This window comes from Burkholderia sp. MS455 (assembly GCF_016899445.1).
Classification (GTDB): domain Bacteria; phylum Pseudomonadota; class Gammaproteobacteria; order Burkholderiales; family Burkholderiaceae; genus Burkholderia; species Burkholderia pyrrocinia_C.
The window spans coordinates 871,375-894,892 of the sequence record NZ_CP041779.1 but is presented as its reverse complement, the minus strand read 5'-3'; the positions used below and the strand labels follow the sequence as shown (position 1 = coordinate 894,892).

Sequence of the window (23,518 nt, the reverse complement as noted above, 5' to 3'; positions counted from 1 at the left end):
TGGCAGCCGGCGACAGACATAAAGGAGCGATTTTATCTCGCCCGGGGGAGCAGACAGACAAAAAGCGGCCGCACGCTGTGGCGTGCGCCGCTTTTCGGGGATGACGCGACCGGTGGATCGGCCGTCGCGCCGTTGGCGGCCCGCAGGCCGCCGACGCTCAGAACGGCAGCTTGACGTCCGGCTTCGCGGCCGTCAGCACGCGGCGGAAGTCCTCCTGGATGCGCTTGAGCCCTTCCTGCGTCTCCGACTCGAAACGCATCACGACGACCGGCGTCGTGTTCGACGAACGCGCGAGGCCGAAGCCGTCCGGGTACTCGACGCGCAGGCCGTCGATCGTCACGACTTCCTCGGCGCCGTCGAACTTCGCCTCTTTCTGCAGCTTGTCGATCAGGCGGAAGTTCTCGCCCTCTTCGAGCCACAGCTGCAGTTCGGGCGTGCTCATCGCGTCCGGCAGCCCGTTGAGCAGTGCGCTCGGGTCGGCCGTCTTCGTGAGGATCTCGAGCAGGCGCGCGCCCGTGTAGAGGCCGTCGTCGAAGCCGTACCAGCGATCCTTGAAGAACACGTGGCCGCTCATTTCGCCGGCAAGCGGCGCACCCGTCTCGCGCAGCTTCGCCTTCACGAGCGAGTGGCCCGTCTTCCACATCAGCGGCTCGCCGCCCTTCGATTTCACCCACTGCGCGAGGTGGCGCGTGCACTTCACGTCGTAGATGATCTGCGCGCCCGGGTTGCGCGACAGCACTTCTTCCGCGAACAGCATCAGCTGGCGGTCCGGATAGATGATCTGGCCGTCCTTCGTGACGACGCCGAGGCGGTCGCCGTCGCCGTCGAACGCGAAGCCGAGCTCGGCATCGGTGTCCTTCAGCGCCTGGATCACGTCCTGCAGGTTTTCCGGGTGCGCGGGATCGGGGTGATGGTTCGGGAACGTGCCGTCGATGTCGGTGAAGCGCTCGACGAGTTCGCAGCCGAGCGCCTTGAACAGGCGCGTCGCGAGCGGGCCCGCGACGCCGTTGCCGGCGTCGACGACGAGCTTGATCGGCCGCGCGAGCTTCACGTCGCCGACGATGCGCGCGATGTACTGATCGGCGACGTCGACCTGCTCGTAGGTGCCGCTGCCCGTCTCGAAGCGCTCGTCGACGATGCGGCGGTACAGCGCCTGGATCTGCTCGCCGTAGATCGCGGCGCCGCGCAGTACCATCTTGAAGCCGTTGTAGTCGGGCGGGTTGTGGCTGCCCGTGACGACGATGCACGAATCGACGCGGCGCTCGCCGCCCTTCAGCGCAAGCGGCACGCTCGCCGCGAAATAGCCGACCGGCGTGGGCACCATGCCGACGTCGACGACGTCGACGCCCGCCGCACGCAGGCCGTCCGCGAGCGCGCCGACGAGTTCGGGCCCGGACAGGCGGCCGTCGCGCGCGACGACGACCGCGTCGCCGCCCTGGGCGCGCACTTCGCTGCCGAATGCCCGGCCGATCCCGCGCGCCGTGTCGACGTCGAGCGTCTTGCCGACCACGCCACGAATGTCATATGCCTTGAAGATGGATTGGGAGATCATCGATTCTCTTCTCTCTCGGTTGCGTGCATGGAAAATTGTCTGGCCGCGTCTCGCCGGTGCCGCGCATGATACAGGCAGGCCCGGCGAAACAAGGAACGGAACGGCTGGAGCGGCCCCGATCCCACTTATAATCGCGGGTTTTGATGACGCGCATGTCGCCCATTTTAATGCCTAGCCGTCCCGCCGCCGCCAACCCGCAGCCTCCGGGCGCCCTGCCGGCCGCCCCGCGTACATGCGGCCGCCGCGCATGCTGAAGCGCTTCGGCAACCCGGATGTCGCGAAGGCCGTCGCGAACCTCGTCTGGCTGGGGCTCGAACGGCTCACGCAGATCGGCGTCGCGATCGCGATCAGCGGTCTTCTGGCCCGTTATTTCGGGCCGGATGTGTTCGGCAAATGGCAGTATGCGAATACGCTCCTCCTGGTACTGGCACCGCTCACCTGGGTGTGCGGCGCGGAAATCCTCGTGCCGACCATCGTCCAGCGCCCGACTGCCCAGCTCGGCGCGGTGCTCGGCAGCGCGTTCGCGCTGCGCATCGCCGTATCGGCCGCCGCGCTCGTCGCGACCTGGATCGCGATCGCCGCGGGCGCCTTCGATCCGCTGGTCGGCGCGATGCTCGCCGGCCTGGCCGTCACGATGGTGTTCCGCGAGCCGTTCGTCGGCGTGATCAACGCGTGGCTGCAAAGCATGACCTACAGCAAGCCGCAGCTCGTCACCAGCATGATCACCGCGCTGGCGAAGGCGCTGCTCGTCTGGCTGCTGGTCCGCGCGGCCGCCGGCCCCGCGCGCTTCGGGTGGCTGTGGGCGCTCGAGGCCGCCGCGATCGGCTTCGCGCTGCTGCTCTACTACCGGCATCGTAACGGCGGCGCGCTCGGCTGGACGTTCGATAAACCGCTGTTCAGGCACTTTGCGACGGCCGGCACCGTGTTCTGGCTCGGCCTCATCTGCATGTACCTGTTCCTGAAGCTCGACCGCCTGATGCTCGAGCGCCACGTGTCGTTCGCCGATCTCGGCCGCTACTCGGCCGCGCAGCAGCTCAACGAGAACTGGATCACGCTCGCGCTGATGCTCGCGCAAACGATCGCGCCCGCATTCGTCTACCGCGTGCAGGACGTCGCGCGGCTGCGCCGCAACATCGTCCGGCTGATCGCGATGACGGCCTGCCTGATGACGGCCGGCGCGCTCGTGCTCGACGCGGCCGCCCCGCTGATCGTCGGCAAGGTGTTCGGCCGCGGCTACGAAGCATCGGTCGACATCTTCCGCTGGGCCGTCTGGCTGTCCGTGCCGGCCGGCATCGAGGCGATAGGCAATCTTATCGTTCTCAAATATCAAGCAAAATTCGTATTGCTGTCGAAATGGCTGCTCGCGCTCGCGATCGCCGCGCTCGTCAACCTGTTCGCGATCCCGCGGCTCGGCCTGTACGGCGCGCTCGTCGGGCTGGCGGCCGGCTACCTGGCCGCGGCCGCCGTCAATTTTTATTACATCCGTTTCAAGCTGCAAACATGACGCCCCCCGATTGCCCGCCCCCGCTCGACGACGTGGCCGTGCTGATGCCGGCCTACAACGGGCACGACGACGTCGTCCGGACCCTCGCGTCGTTTCGCGAGGACGCGCCCGTGCACGTACTGATCGTCGACGACGGCAGCACGCCGCCGATCGTCGCGCCCGACCTGCCCGGCCTCGCGATCGAGGTGCTGCGCATGCCGCGCAACGGCGGCATCGAGCGCGCGCTCGCGGCCGGCATCGACGCGCTCGCGGCGCGCGGCTTCCGCTATGCGGCGCGCATCGACGCGGGCGATCTCGCCGCGCCGCAACGCCTCGCAAAGGAGCGTGCGTATCTCGGCGCCCATCCGCGCGTGGCCTGCGTCGGCATGTGGACGCAGGTCGTGTCGCGCGCCGGCGAGCCGCGCTTCATGCTGACGCCGCCCGCCGATCCGCGCACGCTGCGCCGCACGCGCTTCCTGCGCTCACCGCTCGTGCATCCGTCGGTGATGCTGCGCATCGACGCCGTGCTGGAGGTCGGCAACTATCGCGCGAAATACCGCGCGGCCGAGGATCTCGATCTTTTTTTACGGTTAATGCAACGCTACGATTGCGCGAACCTGCCGGAACTCGGCCTTTATTACGAACTCAACGAGGGCGGGATCAGCGCGACCAAGCGCCGGCGCCAACTGGTGTCGACGCTGTCGCTGCTGCTGCGCCACTTCAACGCGCTGAACCCGTACGACTGGGCCGGCCTCGCCAAGAACCTGCTGCATTTCGTGACGCCGTACCGCACGCTGCAGCGGATCAAGCGGACGCTGTTCGCCGCGCGGCCGTCCGCTTGAGCGCGGATCCGGCCCCTTCGGCATTTTCGACGCTTTATTTTTTTCTTTTTTTCATGTCCGCCACCTCCCCGCTGCGCATCGCGCTCGTCTGCAACACGGCCTGGGCGATCTACACGTACCGCCACGGCTTGATCCGTGCGCTCGTCGCGCGCGGCGCCGAGGTCATCGTGATCGCACCGCACGACCGCACGGTGCCGCTGCTCGAGCAGATGGGCTGCCGCTACGTGGCGCTCGCGGTCGCGTCGAAAGGCACGAGCCCGCGCGAGGATCTCGGCACGCTCGCCGCGCTGGTGCGTCACTACCGCGCACTGAAGCCCGATCTCGTGTTCCATTACACGATCAAGCCGAACATCTACGGCTCGATCGCCGCATGGCTCGCGCGCGTGCCGTCGATCGCGGTGACGACGGGGCTCGGTTATGTCTTCATCCAGAAGAGCCGCGCGGCGAGCGTCGCGAAACGCCTGTACCGCTTCGCGTTCCGCTTCCCGCGTGAAGTCTGGTTCCTGAACCGCGACGATCTCGCAACGTTCACCGACGAGCGGCTGCTCGCGCATCCCGACCGCGCGCGGCTGCTGCACGGCGAAGGCGTCGACCTCGAACAGTTCGCGCCCGTGCCGCTGCCCGGCGGCGACGCGCCTGTCTTCATCCTGATCGGCCGGCTGCTGTGGGACAAGGGCGTGCGCGAATACGTCGAGGCCGCGCGCATCGTGCGGGCCCGCTTCCCGAACGCGCGCTTCCAGCTGCTCGGGCCGCTCGGCGTCGACAATCCGAGCGCGATCGGCCGCGTGGATGTCGACGCGTGGGTCGGCGAAGGCATCGTCGAGTATCTCGGCGAAGCGCACGACGTGCGCCCGCATATCGCAGCCACCGACTGCGTCGTGCTGCCGTCGTACCGCGAAGGCGTGCCGCGCACGCTGATGGAAGCCTCGGCGATGGGCCGCCCGATCGTCGCGACCGACGTGCCGGGCTGCCGCGACGTCGTCGCCGACGGCGAAACGGGTTTCCTGTGCCGCGTGCGCGACAGCGCGAGCCTCGCGGAGCAACTGCTCCGCATGATCGAACTCGGAACGGCCGGACGCGACGCGATGGGCGCGCGCGGCCGGCGGAAGGTCACGGCGGAATTCGACGAGCAGCAGGTCGTCGAACGTTACCGGCAGACCATTCATTCGTTGACAGGCATCACCCTCTGAAGGAGCGCATCAGCATGACCGCTAAAGGCACCATCCTCGTTACCGGCGGTGCGGGCTATATCGGCTCGCACACGGCCGTCGAGCTGCTCGACAACGGCTACGATGTCGTGATCGTCGACAACCTCGTCAACAGCAAGGCCGAGTCCGTGCGGCGCATCGAGCAGATCACGGGCAGGACGCCCGCGTTCCACCAGGTTGACGTGTGCGACGAAACCGCGCTCGCGAAGGTGTTCGACGCTCACCCGATCACCGGCACGATCCACTTCGCGGCGCTCAAGGCCGTCGGCGAATCGGTCGCGAAACCGCTCGAGTACTACCAGAACAACATCGGCGGCCTGCTCGCCGTGCTCAAGGTCATGCGCGAGCGCAACGTCAAGCAGTTCGTGTTCAGTTCGTCGGCAACCGTGTACGGCGTGCCCGAGCGCTCGCCGATCGACGAATCGTTCCCGCTGTCCGCGACCAACCCGTACGGCCAGTCGAAGCTGATCGCCGAGCAGATCCTGCGCGATCTCGAGGTGTCCGACCCGGCGTGGCACATCGCGACGCTGCGCTACTTCAACCCGGTCGGCGCGCATGCGAGCGGGCTGATCGGCGAGGATCCGGCCGGCATCCCGAACAACCTGATGCCGTATGTCGCGCAGGTCGCCGTCGGCAAGCTGGAGAAGCTGCGCGTGTTCGGCTCCGACTACCCGACGCCGGACGGCACGGGCGTGCGCGACTACATCCACGTCGTCGATCTCGCGAAGGGGCACATCGCCGCGCTCGACGCGCTGGCGAAGCGCGACGCGAGCTTCGTCGTGAACCTCGGCACGGGCCAGGGCTACAGCGTGCTGGAAGTCGTGCGCGCGTTCGAGAAGGCATCGGGCCGCCCGGTGCCGTACGAGCTCGTCGCGCGCCGCCCGGGCGACATCGCCGAGTGCTACGCGAATCCGCAGGCCGCGGCCGACATCATCGGCTGGCGCGCGACGCTCGGTATTGAAGAGATGTGTGCCGACCACTGGCGATGGCAGGAGGGCAACCCGCGCGGTTTTGTATAATCCGCTGTCCATTTTTCGAGCGATCCCATGCTCAGCTTCGCGTCCGGCTTCATCGTCTCCCTGCTCGTCACGCTGTTCATCGTGCGCTACGCGCACCTTCACGAGAAATTCTCGGTCGACAGCGACCTGGCCGGCGTGCAGAAATTCCACGTGCGGCCCGTGCCGCGCGTTGGGGGCATCGGGATCCTCGCCGGGGTCGTCATTGCCGCGCTGATCCTGTCGCGGCGCTATCCGACGATCGCCGGCAGCATTCTCGGGATCGCCGCATGTGGGCTGCCGGCGTTCCTGTCCGGCCTCGTCGAGGACCTGACCAAGCGCGTGTCCCCGCGTGCGCGGCTGCTGTGCACGATGGGCGCGGCCGCGCTCGCGTTCGGGGTGATGGGTATCGCGGTCAAGCGCATCAGCGTGCCGCCGCTCGATTTCCTGCTCGGCTACGTGGCCATCTCGGCGTTCATCACGGTGCTCGCGGTCGCGGCCCTCGCGAATGCGATCAACATCATCGACGGCTTCAACGGACTCGCGTCGATGGTCAGCTTCATGATGTTCGCGTCGCTCGCGTACGTGGCGTTCCATGTCAACGATCCGGTCGTGATGTCCGCGTCGATCATCATGATGGGCGCCGTGCTCGGTTTTTTCCTGTGGAATTTCCCGGCCGGGCTGATCTTTCTCGGCGACGGCGGCGCGTATTTCATCGGGTTCATGCTCGCGGAACTCGCGATCATGCTCGTGATGCGCAATCGCGAAGTGTCAGCTTGGTATCCGGTGCTGCTTTTTATGTACCCGATCTTCGAGACGTGCTTCTCGATCTACCGGAAGAAGTTCATCCGCGGGATGTCGCCGGGGATTCCGGACGGCGTGCACCTGCACATGCTCGTGTACAAGCGGCTGATGCGCTGGGCGGTGGGGACGAAGCATGCGCATGATCTGACGCGGCGGAATTCGCTCACCTCGCCTTATCTTTGGCTGCTGTGCCTCGTCGCGGTGATCCCGGCGACGCTGTTCTGGCGGCATACCGTGCATCTGTTCGTGTTCGTCGTGCTGTTCGCGTTGACGTATGTATGGCTTTATCTCAGCATCGTGCGGTTCAGGGCGCCGAGGTGGATGGTGGTGAGGAAGCACCGGGGCGGGCATTGAGCGGCACGGGTGGCCGACGTGTCACCGAGTCGCACGGCCCGCCGTTGGTGACGGGGCCGCAACGGTGCGATCGAGAATGGACGAGTGAAATACTAGGTCCCGGCGGTATTCGTGCTCCAGCGCGGCAGCCGCGTATAGATCACGACGTTACCGTCGTCTTGAACGTAAGTGGCCGCGCCTGAATTGCCACTGGTGCCGGTATACCAGAGCGGGACGCCCGTCGAACTGTAGACGACCAGATTGCCATCCGTTTGCATCGTCGCAAATGCGCCCGGGTGACTATAGGTACCCGAATTCCACTGCGCAACGCCTTGGCGAAGCAGCACCAAATTCCCGTCTCCCTGCATGACCAGCACGTTCGCGCCATTGCCTGAAGTGAAACTTTGGCCGCTGCCGAGGGTAACGCCGCCATTCCAGACGGTCGGGCCGCTCGTGGAATTCGTATATCCGTTGGTAGCGGTCGATGTGGCAAATACCGGGACGAACGATCGGTAGATCACCATGTTGCCGTCGTCCTGCACTGCAAGATACTGGCCGTAGGACGCGCTGTTGGTCGCCGAGTACCACAGCGCGTTGCCGCTCGCGCCGTAGACCACGAAATTGCCATCGGTCTGAAAGACGGCATACGCCCCGACGTTGCCATACGTGCCGGAATTCCAAATCGCGGCACCATTAGCCACGTTGAACAGCACGAGGTTGCCGTCATCCTGCATGACTAGCTCATGGCTTTTGGACGCCGAATACACGATTTGCCCCGGCTTGAGAATCGTACCTGCACTGACGTCGCCGCCGTAGATTGGCGACGTCGGAACGCATATCGCGGAATGCAGCACGCTGACGTTCGGCGTGCCCCATCCGGTCACGAAGTCCCATCCGGAACCGGCGCTGTATGCGCCGTTGCTGCCGTTGGTGATATCGCGAAAGACCGACCCGGTCGTTGATTGCGCGCTGTATATCGTCGGCGCCGCGAATCCGAGGCTCGTCGCGCAACTGCCGGACAGCAGGCGCGCCCAGGTCGCGGTAAACAGCGGCGCGGAGAGGCTCGTACCGCCCACCGTCTCGAGTTGTCCGCCGACGATGACCAATTCGCCGCTGTTGGGATCGGCATCGAACGCAAGATCCGGCAGGCCCCGGAACGCCCGCCCCTTCAGCGCCGGAACGTTCGACTGCCACGATGGAATGGGCTCGATGCCACTGATGCCGCCCCCGCTGGAGTCCCACGCCGTCTCGCCCGCGTAGCTGCCGTTCCCGTTCGTATAGAGCGTGGTGCCCCCAACGGCCACGACATACGGGGACGTCGCCGGGTATTGCACCGACGTGCCGGTACAGCCGTACGCCACGCTGCCTGAATCCCCGGAACTGACCGCGAAAGTCTGCCCCTGCGCGACGGCGAGCTGGAACAGCGTGTCGATGGCCGCCGTCGGCGCCCAGTTCTCGCAACCGCCGATCGACATGTTGATGACCCGAGCGGTGTTGTCGGTCACGGCGCGATTGATTGCAAGCGCCATATCGCTCCACGCGAATGATGACGCAACATAAAAATTGAGTTGCTTGACGCCGCCGGACATCCCGACGATGGCCTGGCTATCGAGCGACCATTCGACGTTCGCGCTCGTGTCCGCGCTCGGCAGCCCGGCATGGATCACCGAAACGGGTACGGCGGGCAAATGGTTGTTGCTCTCGAACGTCGACAGATCGATGACAGGCTGCGTCACGTCTCCTTCGGCAATGATGCCTACCGTGGTGTTGGCCGCCGTCGGGGCGCTGCCGACGGAATAGATGCCGGGAAAGTCCGTCGGGTTGTGACCCACCGTGACCGCGGAAGTAGTCGGCGACGCATTTGCACTCGGCGCAGCGCCGGCATTGGAGGCGCGCACGAAATTCGGATGCAGGCGAGTCGCGGTATCGAGCCCGAGAACCCGTTGAACGACCCCGCTGATCGCATCGGGCATCGTCTCCGGGGCGGTATTGATATGCGTGCTGGTGCCGTCCGCCATCGCGACCGGGACGAGGGACGTCTGGAACACGCCGGATATCACGCCGGCCGGGGCATCGGCTTCGACGATCATGTTGTTGTCGGCCACCTTGATGTTCGTGAAGCCCTTACTTCCCAAATAGGCCTTCACGGTGGCGACCTGGCCTGCGGTGGGCGCGTACTGCGCGGCAATCTGCGCGGACGTCAGCACGGCCCCGAAGCTGGCGCTGCCGGGCGTTCGCGCTTGCTGCAGAAAGCGGTTCAACCCGGCTTCGTCATTCAGTTTGAGCACCAGTGCAACATGGACCGGCGCCGTTGCGCTCATCGGCGCCGCGCTCACCGCGTTGCCTGTGGCTCGCAGCGCCGACAATTTGCCGGCCTGCGCCGCGGCCACCGCCGGACTTGCATCGTCGCCGCCGCCGCAGCCTGCAAGCACGAGCACCATGAGTGTCGCGCTCATTCCCCTGGCAATATGTTCCGCTTTCATCGGATTGGTATCGAACGTAGATTTTTATTCAGTTTTTCACATCGTTCTTTACGGCAATCGCATGGCTATCTTGAGGAAAACATATGCAGAGATCGACCGGTAGTCAAATACGCGGACATATCGAACCCTGTGCTCGTTCAGTGCAATTTGCGCCTCCGATCGCTCCCCGATAACGTCACATCGCGCCTCGGATGTTGCAAAACTGAAAGCATCACATCCACCATTCGCCACGCGCCAATCCGACTTTGTTCGCGGCGATCCCATCAATAAAAATGCCGTTCAGTTCGCTACTGAACGGCATGAATTCCGCGATCGCTTGTTATTTCACCGCGATCGATTACGGCGCGATCACTCGCTGGCAACCGCCCGTCTCGGCACGCTCTGCAGCACCGGGATAACCGTCGTCTGATATTCAGGCACCCAGCGCCGCAGATCGCGCCGCACCTCGTCGTCACTCAGCACGCGGTGCTGCATCAGCCACGGCAACAGTTCATCGAGCAGATGGTCCGGCACTTCCCGGGCACGTGCGATCCGCAACTTCGGATGCGGTGTGCGCGTGGTCGTTTCGTCGTCCGCGAGCAGTTCCTCGTAGAGTTTCTCGCCAGGACGCAGCCCCGTGAATTCGATTCGGATCTGCCCTTCAGAAAAGCCGTAGAGACGAATCAGGTCGCGCGCGAGATCGACGATCTTCACCGGTTCGCCCATGTCGAGAATGAAGATCTCGCCGCCATGCCCCATGCTCGACGCCTGCAGCACGAGCTGCGACGCTTCCGGGATCGTCATGAAGAAACGCGTGATCTCCGGGTGCGTGACCGTCACGGGGCCGCCCTTCGAGATCTGTTGCTGGAATTTCGGGATCACGCTGCCCGCGCTGCCGAGCACGTTGCCGAAGCGCACGGTCTCAAACTGCGTGCGCCCGCTCGTCTGCTGCAATGCCTGGCAGGCCATTTCGGCGAGGCGCTTGCTCGCGCCCATCACGTTGGTCGGATTGACGGCCTTGTCGGTCGAGATCAGCACGAAGTGACGCACGTCGTGGCGGATCGCCGCACGGGCCACGCGATACGTGCCGAGCACGTTGTTGCGCAGCGCCTGCCATGCGTTGTGCTCCTCCATCAGCGGCACGTGCTTGTAGGCGGCTGCATGGAACACGATGTGCGGCGCGTGGCGCGACATCACCTGGTCGAGCAGCAGCGAATCCTTCGCGTCGCCGATGATCGGCAGAACCGGCAGGTCAGGGAAGCGCTCGCGCAGTTCCTCGGTCAGCCGGTACATCGCGTACTCGGACAGGTCGAACGCGATAAGCTGCGCCGGTGCGAAGCGCAGGATCTGCCGGCACAGCTCGGAGCCGATCGAGCCACCCGCGCCCGTCACCATCACGACGCGGCCGCGCAGCAGCGCCTCGACGTGCGGCGTGTCGATCGTCACGGCGTCGCGGCCGAGCAGATCCTCGAGATCGATGTTCCGCACCTGCGACAGGAAGCCCTGCCCCGGCATCAGCGCGGTCAGCGAAGGCAGCACCATCGCCTTCACGCCGGCCCGCACGCACAGCGTCGCGACGCGACGCTGCGTTTCGACGGAGGCCGACGGAATCGCGATGATCGCGTACTCGACCTTCATCGCGTCAGTCCAGCGCTTGAGGTCGTTGAACGAGCCCAGCACCTTGTGGCCGTAGATCTCGCGGCCCTGCTTGGTCGGGTCGTCGTCGAGGAGGCCGGCCAGCCGCCATTCGCCCGAACGCGACAGCTCACGCGCGAGACTCGCACCGGCCGTGCCGGCGCCGAGTACGAGCACCGGCTTGCCCTGCCCGACGAGCCCGCCGTACAGGTAGAACTCTTTCGTTGCACGGTACAGCGCGCGGGCGCCCCCCATCGCGAGGAACAATATCAGCGGCGACACGAGCAGCACCGAGCGCGGGATGATCGGTGATGGCTGGAACATCACGGCACCAATCATCACGATCACGCCGCCGCCGGTCACCGCCTTCGAGATCCTCATCAGGTCGGGAAGGCTCGCAAACACCCACAGCCCGCGGTACAGGCCAAACAAGTGGAACATCAACGCGTAGACGGGCAGCACCCAAACGAGCGCCATCAGCGCGCCGCCCATGAAATCGGACGGCACGCTCCCGTTGAATCGAACGAGATACGCGAACAACCACGCGGCGGTGACCGCCGTCAGGTCAAACAGGAAAGCGCTCAGCGAAAGCCATGATGCTTTGGATCGCAACATCGGCGGGAACCTCAAGAGTTATTTTCGGCGGCCGACTGAAACCGGCGCCAACGCATGTCGATCGCCAATCCGATGCATGCCAGGACGCCGTACCAGGCGAAGAACGACAGCCATTGCTGCCTTTCCGGGCGGCCCTTTGCCCACACGGCGACGATTATGCCTACGAGCATGATGAGGTACCAATAAAGTGCGGTCCGGCGGTGACCTACGCCCGCTCGGACCATCCTTTGATAATAATGCTCCCGGTGCGCCTGCCAGAATTTTTCGCCACGTATCAGACGTCTCAAAAGTGTTACAGATGCGTCAGCGATAAAGGGCGCGAACACCAGCGCCGGGAACCAGATCGGCCAGACGTCGCCCCGCCAGCCCCAGTAGCCGAGCGCACCGGCCAGGTATCCGAGCGGAATCGAGCCAGCGTCGCCGAGAAACAGCCGGGCCGGATGGAAATTGAGCAGCAGGAAACCGAGCGCGGCGCCGGCAACTGCCGAGCCGGCCGCGATCAGATCCGGCGACGGCGTCGAGCCGGCCAGCGCCGCGATCGCGTACGCGCCGAAGCCGAACAGTGCCATGCCACCCGCGAGGCCGTCGGCGCCGTCCATGAAGTTGTAAAGGTTCGTCAGCCAGACCATCACGAAACCAACGCCGAGCAGCAGCCACCACGGCTCGGCGGCGGGAAACACGACGATCAGCGCGACGACCGCCGCGAGATGCGCCGAAAACCGCACGCGGGCCGGCAGCCCGCGCCGATCATCGATCTGGGACATCGCGGCGAGCCCGGCGGCGGCGATGGCAATCAGCCACAGGTGCGGCGCCAACGCCAACAGCGCGACGATGCAGACCGGCACGATGCCCCATCCGCCGACGCGCGGCGTCGGCAGCGTATGGAGCGAACGGTCGTTCGGAATATCGGTGGCAAGGCGCCACGCGAGGCCGGTTGCGAGCAGCGCGCGCAGAATGACCGTCGACGCAATGGCGGCAGCCAACGCCACCGCCACCGCACCGGGCCACGTGGATATCGGGAAATGCATGTCGGCTATTGTTGTGTCTCGCGCGAACGATACCATGCGGCGGTCGCTTCGAGGCCCTCTCGGGTCGTATAAGGCGGATGCCAGCCGAGCACGCGCGTGATCCGACCCGTATCGAGCTGCAGGCTGCCGGTCAGGCGGTCGATCGCGGCGCGGCGGCCGGTCAGCGCACCGAGCGCCCGCAGCACGGCGGACGGAACGGCAATCAGGCGGGCCGGCTTGCCGAGCGCCTCGCCGACCAGACGCAAGAGGCCCGTGACCGACGGCGCATCGTCGTCGGCAACGTGAAAGCATTCGCCGGCCGCGCGTGGATCGATCGCGCATTGAAGCAGCGCGTCGGCAAGGTTGTCGACATAGACGACGCTGCGGCGTGCCGGGATGGAACCGAGCGGCAGCGGCATCCCGCGCGCAACCGCATCCATCATGCGCAGGAAGTTGGCGCGGACGGCCGGACCGTAGACGAGCGGCGGACGCACGATCACGACGTCGAGTCCGTTCGACGCGCCGAACTGCGCGAGCTGCCGCTCCGCGCGCAGCTTCGAGCGGCCATAGGGATCCTGCGGATCAGGCTTTGCGGCTTCCGACAACGGTACTCCACCATCGCTCTCGCCGACCGCCTTGATGCTGCTGGCATAGACAATGCGGCGCACGCCGTGACCGCGCGCGGCTTCGGCAAGACGCAGTGTGCCGGCGACGTTGGTCGCGTTGAAAGCGGCGTCCGGATCCGGCGACTCGTCGCGCATTACATGTACGCGGGCGGCGAGATGAATCACGGCATCGACCGCGAGGTCAGTCGGCCACCCTTCGTCGAGGCCGTCAAAATCGGCTGCGCCATGCACCCATTCGCGCACGCCGCCGATGCATCCGCCCGGGCGCCGCACCAATGCCGTGACGGCATGCCCGGCGTCCAGCGCGCGGCGGCAGAATGCGCGCCCGACGAAGCCGTTCGCGCCGGTGACGACGAAATGGCTCACCACAGCCTCCAGCCAAAGCGGTTGTAAAACTTGAAGGCCGACGCGGCAAACATGCGGATGTGCGCGAGGCCCTTGCGGGATGCGCCGCCGCCGTGATGAATCACTCGAACCGACGGGACGTACGCAACGCGCGCGACATCGTGCGTGCGCAGGCTAAGGTCGTAGTCCTCGAAATACAGGAAGTAGCGCGGATCAAAGCCGCCCAGTTTCTTCAAAACGTCAGTGCGGAACAGCATGAAGCAACCGCTGACGATGGGTGGGTCCCAGAAGACCTCCCGTGAGTTGATCCGGTCCCGGAGCTCGTATCGGTCAAGGCGTCGTGCAAACCGCCGTCGCACACCCGCGGGTGCGAAGCCACGCACAAGGAGATCAGTCAGCGACGGATAGCGGCGGCAGAGATACTGCTGCCCGCCTTCGTCGTCGCCGATCCAAGGGGAGACGAGACCCGATTCCGTGTGAGCGTCGAGGAATGCGAGCCCAACCGACAGCGTGGTCCGGTCGAGGTCGATGTCGGGGTTCAGGATCAGATGGAACCGCCCAGTCGCTCGCTCGATTGCGAGGTTGTGACCTCGGCCGTAGCCGACGTTGCCCTGGCCGGACACGATCTCGCATGCCACGCCCCGCGCCCGGAGCGACTCGATGGCTTCGGGCAACGCGCCCAATCCGCCGTTGTCGATCAAGTACAGAATGATCGGCAGGCCAGGGCGAGCGATGCGCAACTCGTCGCAGGCAGCACCGAGACTGGTCAGCGTGTGCTCAAGTTGCGCGCGATCCGGCCGGTAGACAACAATCGAAACGGAAAGACCGTTGGCGGAAAAGGATGACGCGGGGTCGAGGGGCATCAAGAGTGCGGCGGTGATCGGATGTGGAAGAAACCGGGCCGTCGCGTTTGAGACGGCGCCGCGCAAGTTTGCTGAAATTTGCCGCTTCAGGCAACCCGATGTTGCGACCCTATGAACTTGCCGAACGGGCCACGGCGACAGCCGGATCCTCGCACACCGCAGCGAAATCGGGCTCTCCGGATGTTAGAATCCGTCCAATGCGGCCAGCAGTACATGCCACCGGCAAGCGCCCACTGTGGCGACCGATTCGGAGCGACCCTCAAAACGAGCACGTGTACTGGTGCATGTAGCGGCACACCGAAACTTCATTTTACGAACCAACCGAATAGCACATGACAGTCGCAATCGTTACCGGCATTACAGGTCAGGATGGGGCTTACCTCGCGCAGCTTCTCCTCGAGAAAGGTTATACCGTGTACGGCACCTATCGCCGTACCAGTTCAGTAAATTTCTGGCGAATCGAGGAGATCGGGATCGTTGGTCATCCTGATCTTCACTTGGTCGAATACGATTTGACTGACCTGGGAGCCAGCATTCGTCTGCTTCAAACCACGCAAGCGACGGAAGTTTACAACCTCGCGGCGCAGAGTTTCGTCGGTGTGTCGTTCGATCAGCCCTCCACCACCGCGCAGATTACCGGTCTCGGAGCACTGAATCTGCTCGAAGCCATTCGGATCGTCAACCCGAAGATTCGCTTCTACCAGGCCAGTACTTCAGAAATGTTCGGGAAGGTCCAGGCCGTTCCCCAAATAGAAAGCACACCTTTCTATCCGCGCAGCCCGTACGGTGTCGCCAAGCTTTATGCACACTGGATCACGGTCAACTACCGCGAAAGCTACGACATCTTCGGATGCAGCGGCATTCTGTTCAATCACGAATCGCCGCTGCGTGGCAAAGAGTTCGTCACGCGCAAAATCACGGATAGCCTTGCAAAGATTCGCCTGAACAAACTGGACGTGCTGGAACTCGGGAATCTGGACGCCAAACGGGACTGGGGATACGCGAAGGAATACGTCGAAGGGATGTGGCGCATGCTTCAAGCTGCTCACCCCGATACCTATGTGCTTGCCACGAACCGCACCGAAACCGTTCGGGATTTCGTTTCCATGGCTGCGCAAGCTGCCGGCTTCGAACTCGCCTGGGAAGGCAGCGGCGAAAAGGAAATCGGAGTCGACACCCGGTCCGGCAAGCTTATCGTCAGGATCAGCCCGAAGTTTTATCGTCCCGCGGAAGTCGATTTGCTGATCGGTAATCCGGCCAAGGCACGAGAGGAACTCGGCTGGACACCGCAAACCACGCTGGAGCAACTGTGCCAGATGATGGTCGAGGCGGATATTCGCCGAAACGAAGCCGGCGTCTCGTTTTAAAGCATGGCAAAGGTCTTCGTAACTGGGCTGGATGGGTTTACCGGTCGCTACCTAGCGACCGAATTGTCGCAATCCGGCCATGACGTTTGCGGGATCGTTCGCGCGGAAAAAGCAAATATTCCAGGGCGAGCGCACGTCTGCGATCTTCTCGATCGCGAGAATCTGACGCAACTACTGTCATCGGAAAAACCCGATGCGATCGTGCACCTCGCTGCAATCGCGTTCGTGCAACACGGCACGGCTGGAGATATCTACCAGACCAATGTCGTCGGTACCCGAAACCTCCTTGACGCATTGGAGCGTTCGGAATGCCAGCCTCGATCGGTGCTGCTCGCGAGCAGCGCTAACGTATACGGCAATTGCGATCGGGAAACCATCGACGAACAGACTCCCCCGGCCCCGGTCAACGACTACGCCATCAGCAAGTTCGCGATGGAACTGGTGGCACGGATGTGGGAAGACAAATTCCCGATTGTCATTGCAAGACCGTTCAATTACACCGGCGTCGGGCAAGATAACCGATTCCTTTTGCCCAAGATCGTTCGCCATTTCCGCGACAAGGCAAAGCGCATCGAGTTGGGTAATCTGCACGTGGTGCGCGACTTCTCGGACGTTCGCATGGTCGCGTCCGCGTATCGCAGGTTGATCGAAGGCGATTTCGCAGGGCGAACGTTCAACGTTTGCTCGGGAGTTGGACATTCGCTGCACGATATTCTCGCGATCGCGCGTGAACTGACCGGTCACGATCCGGAGATATGTGTGAATCCACAGTTCGTACGCGCGAACGAGGTTCATAAGCTGATTGGAAATTGCCAAGAGCTTGTGCGCGCAGTGGGCACCATCGACGCCATTCCGCTGCGAGATACATTGGAATGGATGCTGGCCGCGGCCTAGCCAGCAATCGCACCGTCGGCGCGGACGTATCGATCACGGCAACACATAAGGAAGGCCCGGTGGAAACACGCTCGCCATCGGGCAATCCGAGCGATAAACACGCATTGACCGCATCGCTCGCCCCTCCAGGGTAAGCGGCCACCAGCCAACGCATCCTGAATTTGACCCAAGGGCTTGTTAATGTCGCGTCCATTAAACGAATAAACGGACACGCGAACTCTATCAAACCGGAAGCAAGCCCGGCCTCCGTCGGCGGCGATTAACGTGCACGCAAGCACTGATCAATCTGCTACCGATGCAAATTTCATCACACCACCACCGCGACTCGTGGCCAGTCAGACCCCATCGCTCTCGCTCGTCAAGATATGGGTTAGCCGGTGGTTTGCAGAAGTCCCTCCCGCGCGCGAAGGAAAGCTGACATGGTGCCAGCCTCCTGCTGCCTGAAACTCGGCTTTTGTGCGAAGCGGAAGGGAGCTTCAGTCATCAATAGACTTAAATAGAATCCATCAATTCAAGGACTCCCTTTCGAAAATGAGGCAGGGAATAACGCTTTACATCTTCACGGGCCCGAGCCGCCATCGCCTCCAAATCTCGATGACCAAACTTCGCCATTAGCGTCTCAGTACGGGCGGCCAGTTCGTTCGCATCACGGAAATAATATCCATTAACTCCGTTATTGACAATTTCCGGCTGCCCCCCTTGAGGCATTACCACCGGCACACACGCCGCCGCCATCGCCTCACAGGTCGTCATACCAAAGTGCTCCATCCGCTCCGGAAATGACTCCGCATCTTCCCCCCATCCTGACCCATGCCAGAAAATGCTCGCCTTTGCATACTCCTGCTTCAAAGCGTCAGCAGAAATATTGCCGAGAATTTTTACAGGATATCCCTTCGCAAGATCATTCACCTCCCGAAAATATTCAATATCTTCTGAGGTATTCAAATTGACGCTGCCCGCGAGATGATACTCCCATCCCTCCGGAACACGACCACTGTCGCACATGGCACGAAAAGCGCGCAAGAGTTCGAGATGCTTCTTGTTGTGCCCGTCCTTTCCACCGTGAAAGAAGCGGCCCACGCTCAGAATGACACGCGATTTTCCCGAACTCTCTATATCCGCGTAGCGCTCCACGTCAATGGGCGGCGACAGCACTACTCCTTTGCATCCCCAGCGACGATCAACCCATTCAGTCGTGAATTGGGAAATCGTAATTTTGATCTGATAGCTTGAAATGAATTCGTTGCTTCCTCGCTGGATCCTCCCGTACGCTCGCGAAGCCAGTCTTGCTCCAGCCTCCCCGAGCAGTCGTGGCGATCGCCCCATCGCACCAAGCAAGGAAGCCAATGCCTTACGCCTTGGACCCATTGGACGAGGCGACAGTTGATGCGGAAAAAAGACCACGTAAATGGACGACTTTGCCTGCGAAACCATGGAGGAACAGTAAGTCGAGTTAATAAACAAATCGTAATCAGCCGACCTAGGCGCCAACTGCGCGCAGGAGTCGCCTGGCCACTCGACCCAGCGCGCGCGAGAAAGATCCAGGTTCATACGAGCCTGAAATTCATTTACGTCGATCTTCGAAGTGTGAATAAGATCGACCTCGTGACCTTCACTTAATATTTGAGCAATGGTTCCGGTGTATTTTTCACCCCCACCCATTGTGCCCCAATATCTATTGTAAATTCCGATTTTCATTACATCATGCCTTATAGTCGATCCAGTGGGGTACCTTTGAAACCCCATCGCCGCAAAAGCGTTCCCGGAATTTTCTTGATCAAATCAATCTGCAAACGGAGACGCAACCCGAACTCCGCGCGCGCGCGCTGATCGTGACCGCCGCCAATGGCATTACGTGCCCACGCCACACTTGCCCGCACACAACGCGCAGCCTCGACAAGATAGCTGCCCACTGCCACACGTAGCGCGGCATGCTTGAAGCGAATCAGTACGTGATTGCGGGAAACGTAGTAGATGAACATAGGGGACCACTCCACACTGGATCCAGTATGAATATGGCGCACGACGCTCGTCGGTACATATCGGAGCGCACCACCGGCCCGGCGGATGCGCCAGCAGAGGTCCGCGTCCTCGTAATACATGAAAAATCTAGAGTCAAACAGACCAGTTCGCTCGAGGGCGGTGCGTCTTATAAGCATTGCCGCACCGCAAAGCGCCTCAACGCCCTCCTCCCGATCATACTGCCCGCGGTCAGGCTCGTAGATTCCGCGGTCACTAGCATCACCTCTTTCGCTCAAGCGCGTACCGGTGTTATTCAATAAGTCGAAGCACGCACCACTCACCAACGCGCGCGGTATACGCAAAAGGTGCTCATCGAACTCCGACGACAGCACACCGTGACCAATTTGCGTGCCACACATTTCGATACTAAACGATGTTCCAGAACCCGCTTCCGTTCCCGAAACGATCAATGACAGTTGGTACTCGTCGTCGTTATCTGCTGCCGGCATCACCGGCAATAACAATCTTGCCTCTCCCGAAGTCCAGCGAACACGTCGCCCCGCCAATTGTTCACTTCCCCAAAATCCGGCGCCAAAAATAGGCTTCCGATAGTCGCACCCGACGAACGCACTATTCTCGTCCAACAAGAGGCCCAATTCACGCTGATCGGAGGACAGTCCTTTTTCAGACGGCTTGAAAACACCACTCTTTACTACGATTTCGACGTATTTTCGGAAAAAAACAAGCTTTGAGCCCGCCGCCCACACCTTCGGATCGTGGACCAACGCCGCCACCAATTCGCGAAGCCATTTCGGATCGACCTCGGTATCGTTATTGATAAGCCCGATCAGATCACCATTCGCTGCCTGCATGCCGAGATTGTTTCCGCCGGCAAAACCAAGATTCTTGCTCGATTTGACGATGCGCACGCTTGGGAAATGCTCGGCAACGTAATCGATCGAAGCATCGCTCGATGCATTATCGACCAAGATAATCTCATATCTCGGATAATCAATCTGCGTCAGGCTCTGCAATAGTCCAGGCAAGAACCTGATACCATTGAAATTAACAACAATCAGGCTGACCAGCGGCACCATTTCCTTGAAAACGGCGTCCTCTGCTACCTGATCGCGCATACTATCAATCTCCGTCGCCGCCCTCGACCGCTCCCCTTCGATCACGGAAATCTTGGCCTGGTATTCATTTGCGACATGCTCGACTTCCCGTCCCCATGCTGCATCCTTGTCTTTCAGCATGGCATCTCGTTCAGCCGCGATGCGATTGATCTCCGTCCCGTAGTCTTTTACCACTTGCTGAAGGTATTTTTCCCATGCTTGATCCTTGTCCTTCAACAGACCATCACGTTCCAGGGCAATACGCTGAATCTCCGCTTGATAATCCTCGGATACACCCTGTACTCGAGATTCGATATAACCCTCGACCTCGAACATCGAAGGTGCAAATTCCGGTACCTGGCCATTTGACGCCACGGCAATAAAATAGACCGGCTCGCGAGGCAATCCTGCCTCCCGAACGTCAAGCGCTCCGTTACCTGTCCGGGTCCAGAAGTGTCGTCCGGCGCTGCCGACATTTCCAGACATAGAAGCAATCAGCGAACCAAATACAGCGCGCTGGCCGTAAATGTCGACATTGGAAAAGTGGCGCGACAGCAAGCTCTTGAATTCATCCAAGTACAGTTCTTTGACATGGAATTGATTTTTAAATCCAGGTCTTTCAGAATACTCGTACTTGTCCGGGCTCGAGATTATCAAAATCCCGTTCTCGCGCAGCACCCGAGAAATCTCGCGCATCATCTCTTCATGCTGATCATGGTGCTCGATCGTTTCGAAGCTCACCACCACGTCAACACTGTGATCAGGGAGAGGGATTGCCGCGCATGACCCGGTTTCGAAACGAAGATTCGGTTGACGATAATGCATACTCGCGTGCTCGACAGTAGTGCTGTCGATATCCACGCCGATCACGCTACGCGCACCCAACGCCATCAACCCGGAGCCGTATCCCTCGCCACACGCAATGTCAAGGACGTCCTTCCCCTTAATAAGTTCGCTGACGAGATAATAGCGATGGTAGTGTTCCATCTCTATTTCGCCAGTCACCCCGGGTACGAACCGTTCACCGGTGAAATCCATGCTTCGATCCTCTTGCTCGCTCGGATAAGACATCATATAGCTTCCAAAATAATCTCTTTCATAGGCACACCAAACAGGCCTATGCATGTCGAGCTGGAATGGACCTGAAGAATCATCGCATCGTGCACCCAGTGATGCTGTACGTGATCACTTTGCGTGCCCTCTGCTATCGCGGGAGAGATGCTGTATTCTCCGGACGGCAAAACCGGAAATTTGAATCTGAATTTCGCCACGAGCTTGTTACCCCGATTCACTTCGATCGATTTATTTTTGTAGGGGATGTACGTATTATCAGCAAAGATAATCTGACCAAGCTTGTCTTTGAACACAAAACCTATAATTGGGCGCCCGAGATCGGCCGTCGCCCGCGCCGAAATCTCCAGTATCATTTCTTCTCCGCCAACCGCCCAGGAAACGGGACTCCCGCTGGCATCGAGCAATCGCACTCCGGTGATTTGGGCCCCGCCCGCGCCGAACGAAGCGCGCGCCTCGTCGAACTGGAAGACCTCGATATCGTTTCGCAGCGGCGACGCGTTGATCATCGGCATGCGCATGTCGATATATTCCTCGATGTGGGAAATTGTCTCCTCGACTTCGATCAACTCATCAACCGGCTGTGGATCTTCCACAACTACCGGATCGAACAACGACTCCAAATATTTTTCCGAGACTGCCTTCGGATTTCCCGCCATCCTGATTTGGCCTTTGTCCAGCCAGACGACGCGATTGCATAGATTGACAATAGCCCCCATATCATGGCTACAGAACAACAACGTCCCACGCTTCATGAACGAGCGCAAGAATCGCATGCACTTCTGGGTAAAATATGCGTCCCCTACGGATAGCGCCTCGTCCACTACCAATATGTCCGCATCAACGTGCGCGATCACGGAAAAAGCCAAGCGCACGACCATGCCACTCGAATAAGTCTTAACTGGCTGATCAACAAAATCGGCTATGCCGGAAAAAGCAACGATATCGTCATAACGCGCTGCGATCTCGTCCCGGGACAATCCGAACAAGGCGCCGCTAAGCATCACGTTCTCGCGCCCCGTGAACTCCGGATTGAAACCGGACCCGAGCTCGAGAAGAGCGGCAATGCGGCCTCGCGTTTCCATCGTGCCGGTAGAAGGAGAAAGCGTTCCGCAGACAAGTTGGAGCAACGTTGACTTGCCTGAGCCGTTTCGTCCGATAACGCCAACGGTTTCTCCCCGCCGCACCTCAAAGGACACGTCGCTCAACGCCCAAAATTGCTTGTAGTACTTCCGCGGCTCTTTACCCCTCGCGCGATCGAGAGTCGGCAGCAGGAATTGCTTCAGTCGATCCTTCGGGTTTCCGTAGATCTCGTAATATTTTCCCAAGCCTTTGGCTGCAATTACGGCGTCGCCGGTCGCGGCTTCGGAATTATCAAATTGATCAGAGAACATCGGCAAATCCCTTTCTCATCTTCTGAAAACAAAAGAAACCAAACCAAGCCACAATCAGCGCAACAAACAAATACACACCCAATCCGGCAAAATCAGGATAATGCCCCCAAAGAAAAATTTCCCGAAACTGCCCGATGATAAATGTTAACGGATTAAGCAGAAAAAGAGTTCGATACTGCTCTGGCCAGGCCGTTTCCGGATAGAAAACAGGCGAAAGAAACAACATTGCAGTAGTTATAAAAGTAGTACTTTGCTTCAAATCGCGAGCAAAAACACCCAGTGCAGCGAGCATCCAGGCAATACCAATAACCATGACCAGGAACGGAAAAAGAACAAATGGAAGCAAGATAACCTGCCAGTGCAATTCCCCGCTATAGATCAATATTCCAATCAACAGGATCAAGATACCGGCGAGTGCGTGAAAAAGCGCCGCCCCAAGTCCGATAGCTGGAAGAATTTCCAACGGAAAAACCACCTTCGTCACATAGTTTGGATTTTCCAGCACCAAACCCGGTGCACGATTGATCACTTCGGAAAACAAGCCATGAATAATGACGCCAACAAACATGACCAGCGCGAACTGTGAGCGACCACCATCCACCGCCCCAGCCCATCGTGATTTAAATATAAACGTAAACACGAATGTATAGATCAGCAGCATCAGCAGCGGATTAACCAGAGTCCACAGTAGCCCGATGTACGACCCCTTGTACCGAGCCTGCACATCGCGCTTCGCAAGCAGCCAAGTAATTTCCCGATTGCGCCAAATAGAAAATATCATCGAGACTGGCGAAGTCGAATATTCCGACGCGGAGCTCTTTGAAGGTAAGTTACTGTTCATGACTGAAGTATTAAATTCCGTACGTGCGCCAACCAGCCCGATCGCTCGGAAGCCACGATCGCTAACACGCGAGGCTGCGGCGACCAAGGATCGAAAATCCGGAT

Annotated in this window: 17 protein-coding genes; 7 read left to right on the top strand and 10 right to left on the bottom strand. The window is 61.0% G+C overall.

All coding sequences use genetic code 11. The features are described from left to right. Positions 1 to 157 precede the first annotated feature (157 nt). Positions 158 to 1,552, bottom strand: a complete 1,395-nt coding sequence (locus FPJ27_RS23260) for a phosphomannomutase/phosphoglucomutase (protein WP_175962573.1) — start codon at positions 1,550 to 1,552, stop codon at positions 158 to 160. Between the two features lie 247 nt (positions 1,553 to 1,799). On the opposite strand from FPJ27_RS23260, the gene FPJ27_RS23255 reads away from it, so the two are divergent. From FPJ27_RS23255 to FPJ27_RS23235, 5 genes are read left to right on the top strand one after another with little or no spacing between them, the layout of a single operon-like run. Beyond that, entirely contained in the window at positions 1,800 to 3,056 is a 1,257-nt protein-coding gene (locus FPJ27_RS23255) for an oligosaccharide flippase family protein (protein WP_204425928.1), read from the top strand. Next, positions 3,053 to 3,877, top strand: a complete 825-nt coding sequence (locus FPJ27_RS23250; protein WP_204425927.1) for a glycosyltransferase — start codon at positions 3,053 to 3,055, stop codon at positions 3,875 to 3,877. The genes FPJ27_RS23255 and FPJ27_RS23250 overlap by 4 nt, the downstream gene beginning before the upstream one ends. A gap of 53 nt (positions 3,878 to 3,930) precedes the next feature. Further along, a complete protein-coding gene (locus FPJ27_RS23245) occupies positions 3,931 to 5,067 on the top strand; it encodes a glycosyltransferase family 4 protein (protein ID WP_204425926.1) in 1,137 nt (378 codons plus the stop codon). Positions 5,068 to 5,081: 14 nt separating this feature from the next. After that, entirely contained in the window at positions 5,082 to 6,104 is a 1,023-nt protein-coding gene (gene galE / locus FPJ27_RS23240; RefSeq protein ID WP_204425925.1) for a UDP-glucose 4-epimerase GalE, read from the top strand. A 27-nt stretch (positions 6,105 to 6,131) separates the two neighbouring features. Then, positions 6,132 to 7,238 (top strand): glycosyltransferase, encoded by a 1,107-nt coding sequence (locus FPJ27_RS23235; protein ID WP_204425924.1) that lies wholly within the window; start codon positions 6,132 to 6,134, stop codon positions 7,236 to 7,238. Between the two features lie 92 nt (positions 7,239 to 7,330). On the opposite strand, the gene FPJ27_RS23230 is transcribed toward FPJ27_RS23235, so the two are convergent. The 5 genes from FPJ27_RS23230 to FPJ27_RS23210 all read right to left on the bottom strand — a co-directional run bounded on the left by FPJ27_RS23230 (position 7,331) and on the right by FPJ27_RS23210 (position 14,770). Continuing rightward, complete coding sequence (locus tag FPJ27_RS23230; RefSeq protein WP_204425923.1) at positions 7,331 to 9,700, bottom strand: protease pro-enzyme activation domain-containing protein; 2,370 nt, start codon at positions 9,698 to 9,700, stop codon at positions 7,331 to 7,333. Positions 9,701 to 10,048: 348 nt separating this feature from the next. Next, a complete protein-coding gene (locus FPJ27_RS23225) occupies positions 10,049 to 11,929 on the bottom strand; it encodes a nucleoside-diphosphate sugar epimerase/dehydratase (protein WP_204425922.1) in 1,881 nt (626 codons plus the stop codon). A gap of 11 nt (positions 11,930 to 11,940) precedes the next feature. Further along, positions 11,941 to 12,957, bottom strand: a complete 1,017-nt coding sequence (locus tag FPJ27_RS23220; RefSeq protein ID WP_204425921.1) for a glycosyltransferase family 4 protein — start codon at positions 12,955 to 12,957, stop codon at positions 11,941 to 11,943. 5 nt (positions 12,958 to 12,962) lie between these two features. Then, positions 12,963 to 13,928, bottom strand: a complete 966-nt coding sequence (locus FPJ27_RS23215) for an SDR family oxidoreductase (protein WP_204425920.1) — start codon at positions 13,926 to 13,928, stop codon at positions 12,963 to 12,965. Then, on the bottom strand, positions 13,925 to 14,770 hold the full coding sequence (locus FPJ27_RS23210) for a glycosyltransferase family 2 protein (protein ID WP_204425919.1): 846 nt from the start codon (positions 14,768 to 14,770) through the stop codon (positions 13,925 to 13,927). Before FPJ27_RS23210 ends, FPJ27_RS23215 begins: the two co-directional genes overlap by 4 nt. A 332-nt stretch (positions 14,771 to 15,102) precedes the next feature. Between FPJ27_RS23210 and gmd the strand changes: the two genes are divergently transcribed. Together gmd and FPJ27_RS23200 are read left to right on the top strand one after the other, a co-directional pair. Continuing rightward, positions 15,103 to 16,137, top strand: a complete 1,035-nt coding sequence (gene gmd, locus FPJ27_RS23205) for a GDP-mannose 4,6-dehydratase (RefSeq protein WP_204425918.1) — start codon at positions 15,103 to 15,105, stop codon at positions 16,135 to 16,137. Between the two features lie 3 nt (positions 16,138 to 16,140). Continuing rightward, entirely contained in the window at positions 16,141 to 17,031 is an 891-nt protein-coding gene (locus FPJ27_RS23200; RefSeq protein WP_204425917.1) for an NAD-dependent epimerase/dehydratase family protein, read from the top strand. A 492-nt stretch (positions 17,032 to 17,523) separates the two neighbouring features. Here the strand turns inward: FPJ27_RS23200 and FPJ27_RS23195 are convergent, their stop codons facing one another. The 4 genes from FPJ27_RS23195 to FPJ27_RS23180 are packed head-to-tail and all read right to left on the bottom strand — an operon-like array spanning position 17,524 to position 23,414. Continuing rightward, entirely contained in the window at positions 17,524 to 18,729 is a 1,206-nt protein-coding gene (locus FPJ27_RS23195) for a glycosyltransferase family 4 protein (RefSeq protein WP_204425916.1), read from the bottom strand. Between the two features lie 11 nt (positions 18,730 to 18,740). Continuing rightward, positions 18,741 to 21,146, bottom strand: a complete 2,406-nt coding sequence (locus tag FPJ27_RS23190; protein ID WP_204425915.1) for a glycosyltransferase — start codon at positions 21,144 to 21,146, stop codon at positions 18,741 to 18,743. Between the two features lie 32 nt (positions 21,147 to 21,178). Next, positions 21,179 to 22,573, bottom strand: a complete 1,395-nt coding sequence (locus FPJ27_RS23185; RefSeq protein ID WP_204425914.1) for an ABC transporter ATP-binding protein — start codon at positions 22,571 to 22,573, stop codon at positions 21,179 to 21,181. Then, a complete protein-coding gene (locus FPJ27_RS23180; protein ID WP_204426343.1) occupies positions 22,563 to 23,414 on the bottom strand; it encodes an ABC transporter permease in 852 nt (283 codons plus the stop codon). The genes FPJ27_RS23185 and FPJ27_RS23180 overlap by 11 nt, the downstream gene beginning before the upstream one ends. Positions 23,415 to 23,518 lie beyond the last annotated feature (104 nt).

Excerpts from the sequence above, each read along its gene's own strand:
- FPJ27_RS23260 (WP_175962573.1), bottom strand. The coding sequence starts at position 1,552 with ATGATCTCCCAATCCATCTTCAAGGCATATGACATTCGTGGCGTGGTC.
- FPJ27_RS23255 (WP_204425928.1), top strand. The coding sequence starts at position 1,800 with ATGCTGAAGCGCTTCGGCAACCCGGATGTCGCGAAGGCCGTCGCGAAC.
- FPJ27_RS23250 (WP_204425927.1), top strand. The coding sequence starts at position 3,053 with ATGACGCCCCCCGATTGCCCGCCCCCGCTCGACGACGTGGCCGTGCTG.
- FPJ27_RS23245 (WP_204425926.1), top strand. The coding sequence starts at position 3,931 with ATGTCCGCCACCTCCCCGCTGCGCATCGCGCTCGTCTGCAACACGGCC.
- galE (WP_204425925.1), top strand. The coding sequence starts at position 5,082 with ATGACCGCTAAAGGCACCATCCTCGTTACCGGCGGTGCGGGCTATATC.
- FPJ27_RS23235 (WP_204425924.1), top strand. The coding sequence starts at position 6,132 with ATGCTCAGCTTCGCGTCCGGCTTCATCGTCTCCCTGCTCGTCACGCTG.
- FPJ27_RS23230 (WP_204425923.1), bottom strand. The coding sequence starts at position 9,700 with ATGAAAGCGGAACATATTGCCAGGGGAATGAGCGCGACACTCATGGTG.
- FPJ27_RS23225 (WP_204425922.1), bottom strand. The coding sequence starts at position 11,929 with ATGTTGCGATCCAAAGCATCATGGCTTTCGCTGAGCGCTTTCCTGTTT.
- FPJ27_RS23220 (WP_204425921.1), bottom strand. The coding sequence starts at position 12,957 with ATGCATTTCCCGATATCCACGTGGCCCGGTGCGGTGGCGGTGGCGTTG.
- FPJ27_RS23210 (WP_204425919.1), bottom strand. The coding sequence starts at position 14,770 with ATGCCCCTCGACCCCGCGTCATCCTTTTCCGCCAACGGTCTTTCCGTT.
- gmd (WP_204425918.1), top strand. The coding sequence starts at position 15,103 with ATGACAGTCGCAATCGTTACCGGCATTACAGGTCAGGATGGGGCTTAC.
- FPJ27_RS23200 (WP_204425917.1), top strand. The coding sequence starts at position 16,141 with ATGGCAAAGGTCTTCGTAACTGGGCTGGATGGGTTTACCGGTCGCTAC.
- FPJ27_RS23195 (WP_204425916.1), bottom strand. The coding sequence starts at position 18,729 with ATGAAAATCGGAATTTACAATAGATATTGGGGCACAATGGGTGGGGGT.
- FPJ27_RS23190 (WP_204425915.1), bottom strand. The coding sequence starts at position 21,146 with ATGGATTTCACCGGTGAACGGTTCGTACCCGGGGTGACTGGCGAAATA.
- FPJ27_RS23185 (WP_204425914.1), bottom strand. The coding sequence starts at position 22,573 with ATGTTCTCTGATCAATTTGATAATTCCGAAGCCGCGACCGGCGACGCC.
- FPJ27_RS23180 (WP_204426343.1), bottom strand. The coding sequence starts at position 23,414 with ATGAACAGTAACTTACCTTCAAAGAGCTCCGCGTCGGAATATTCGACT.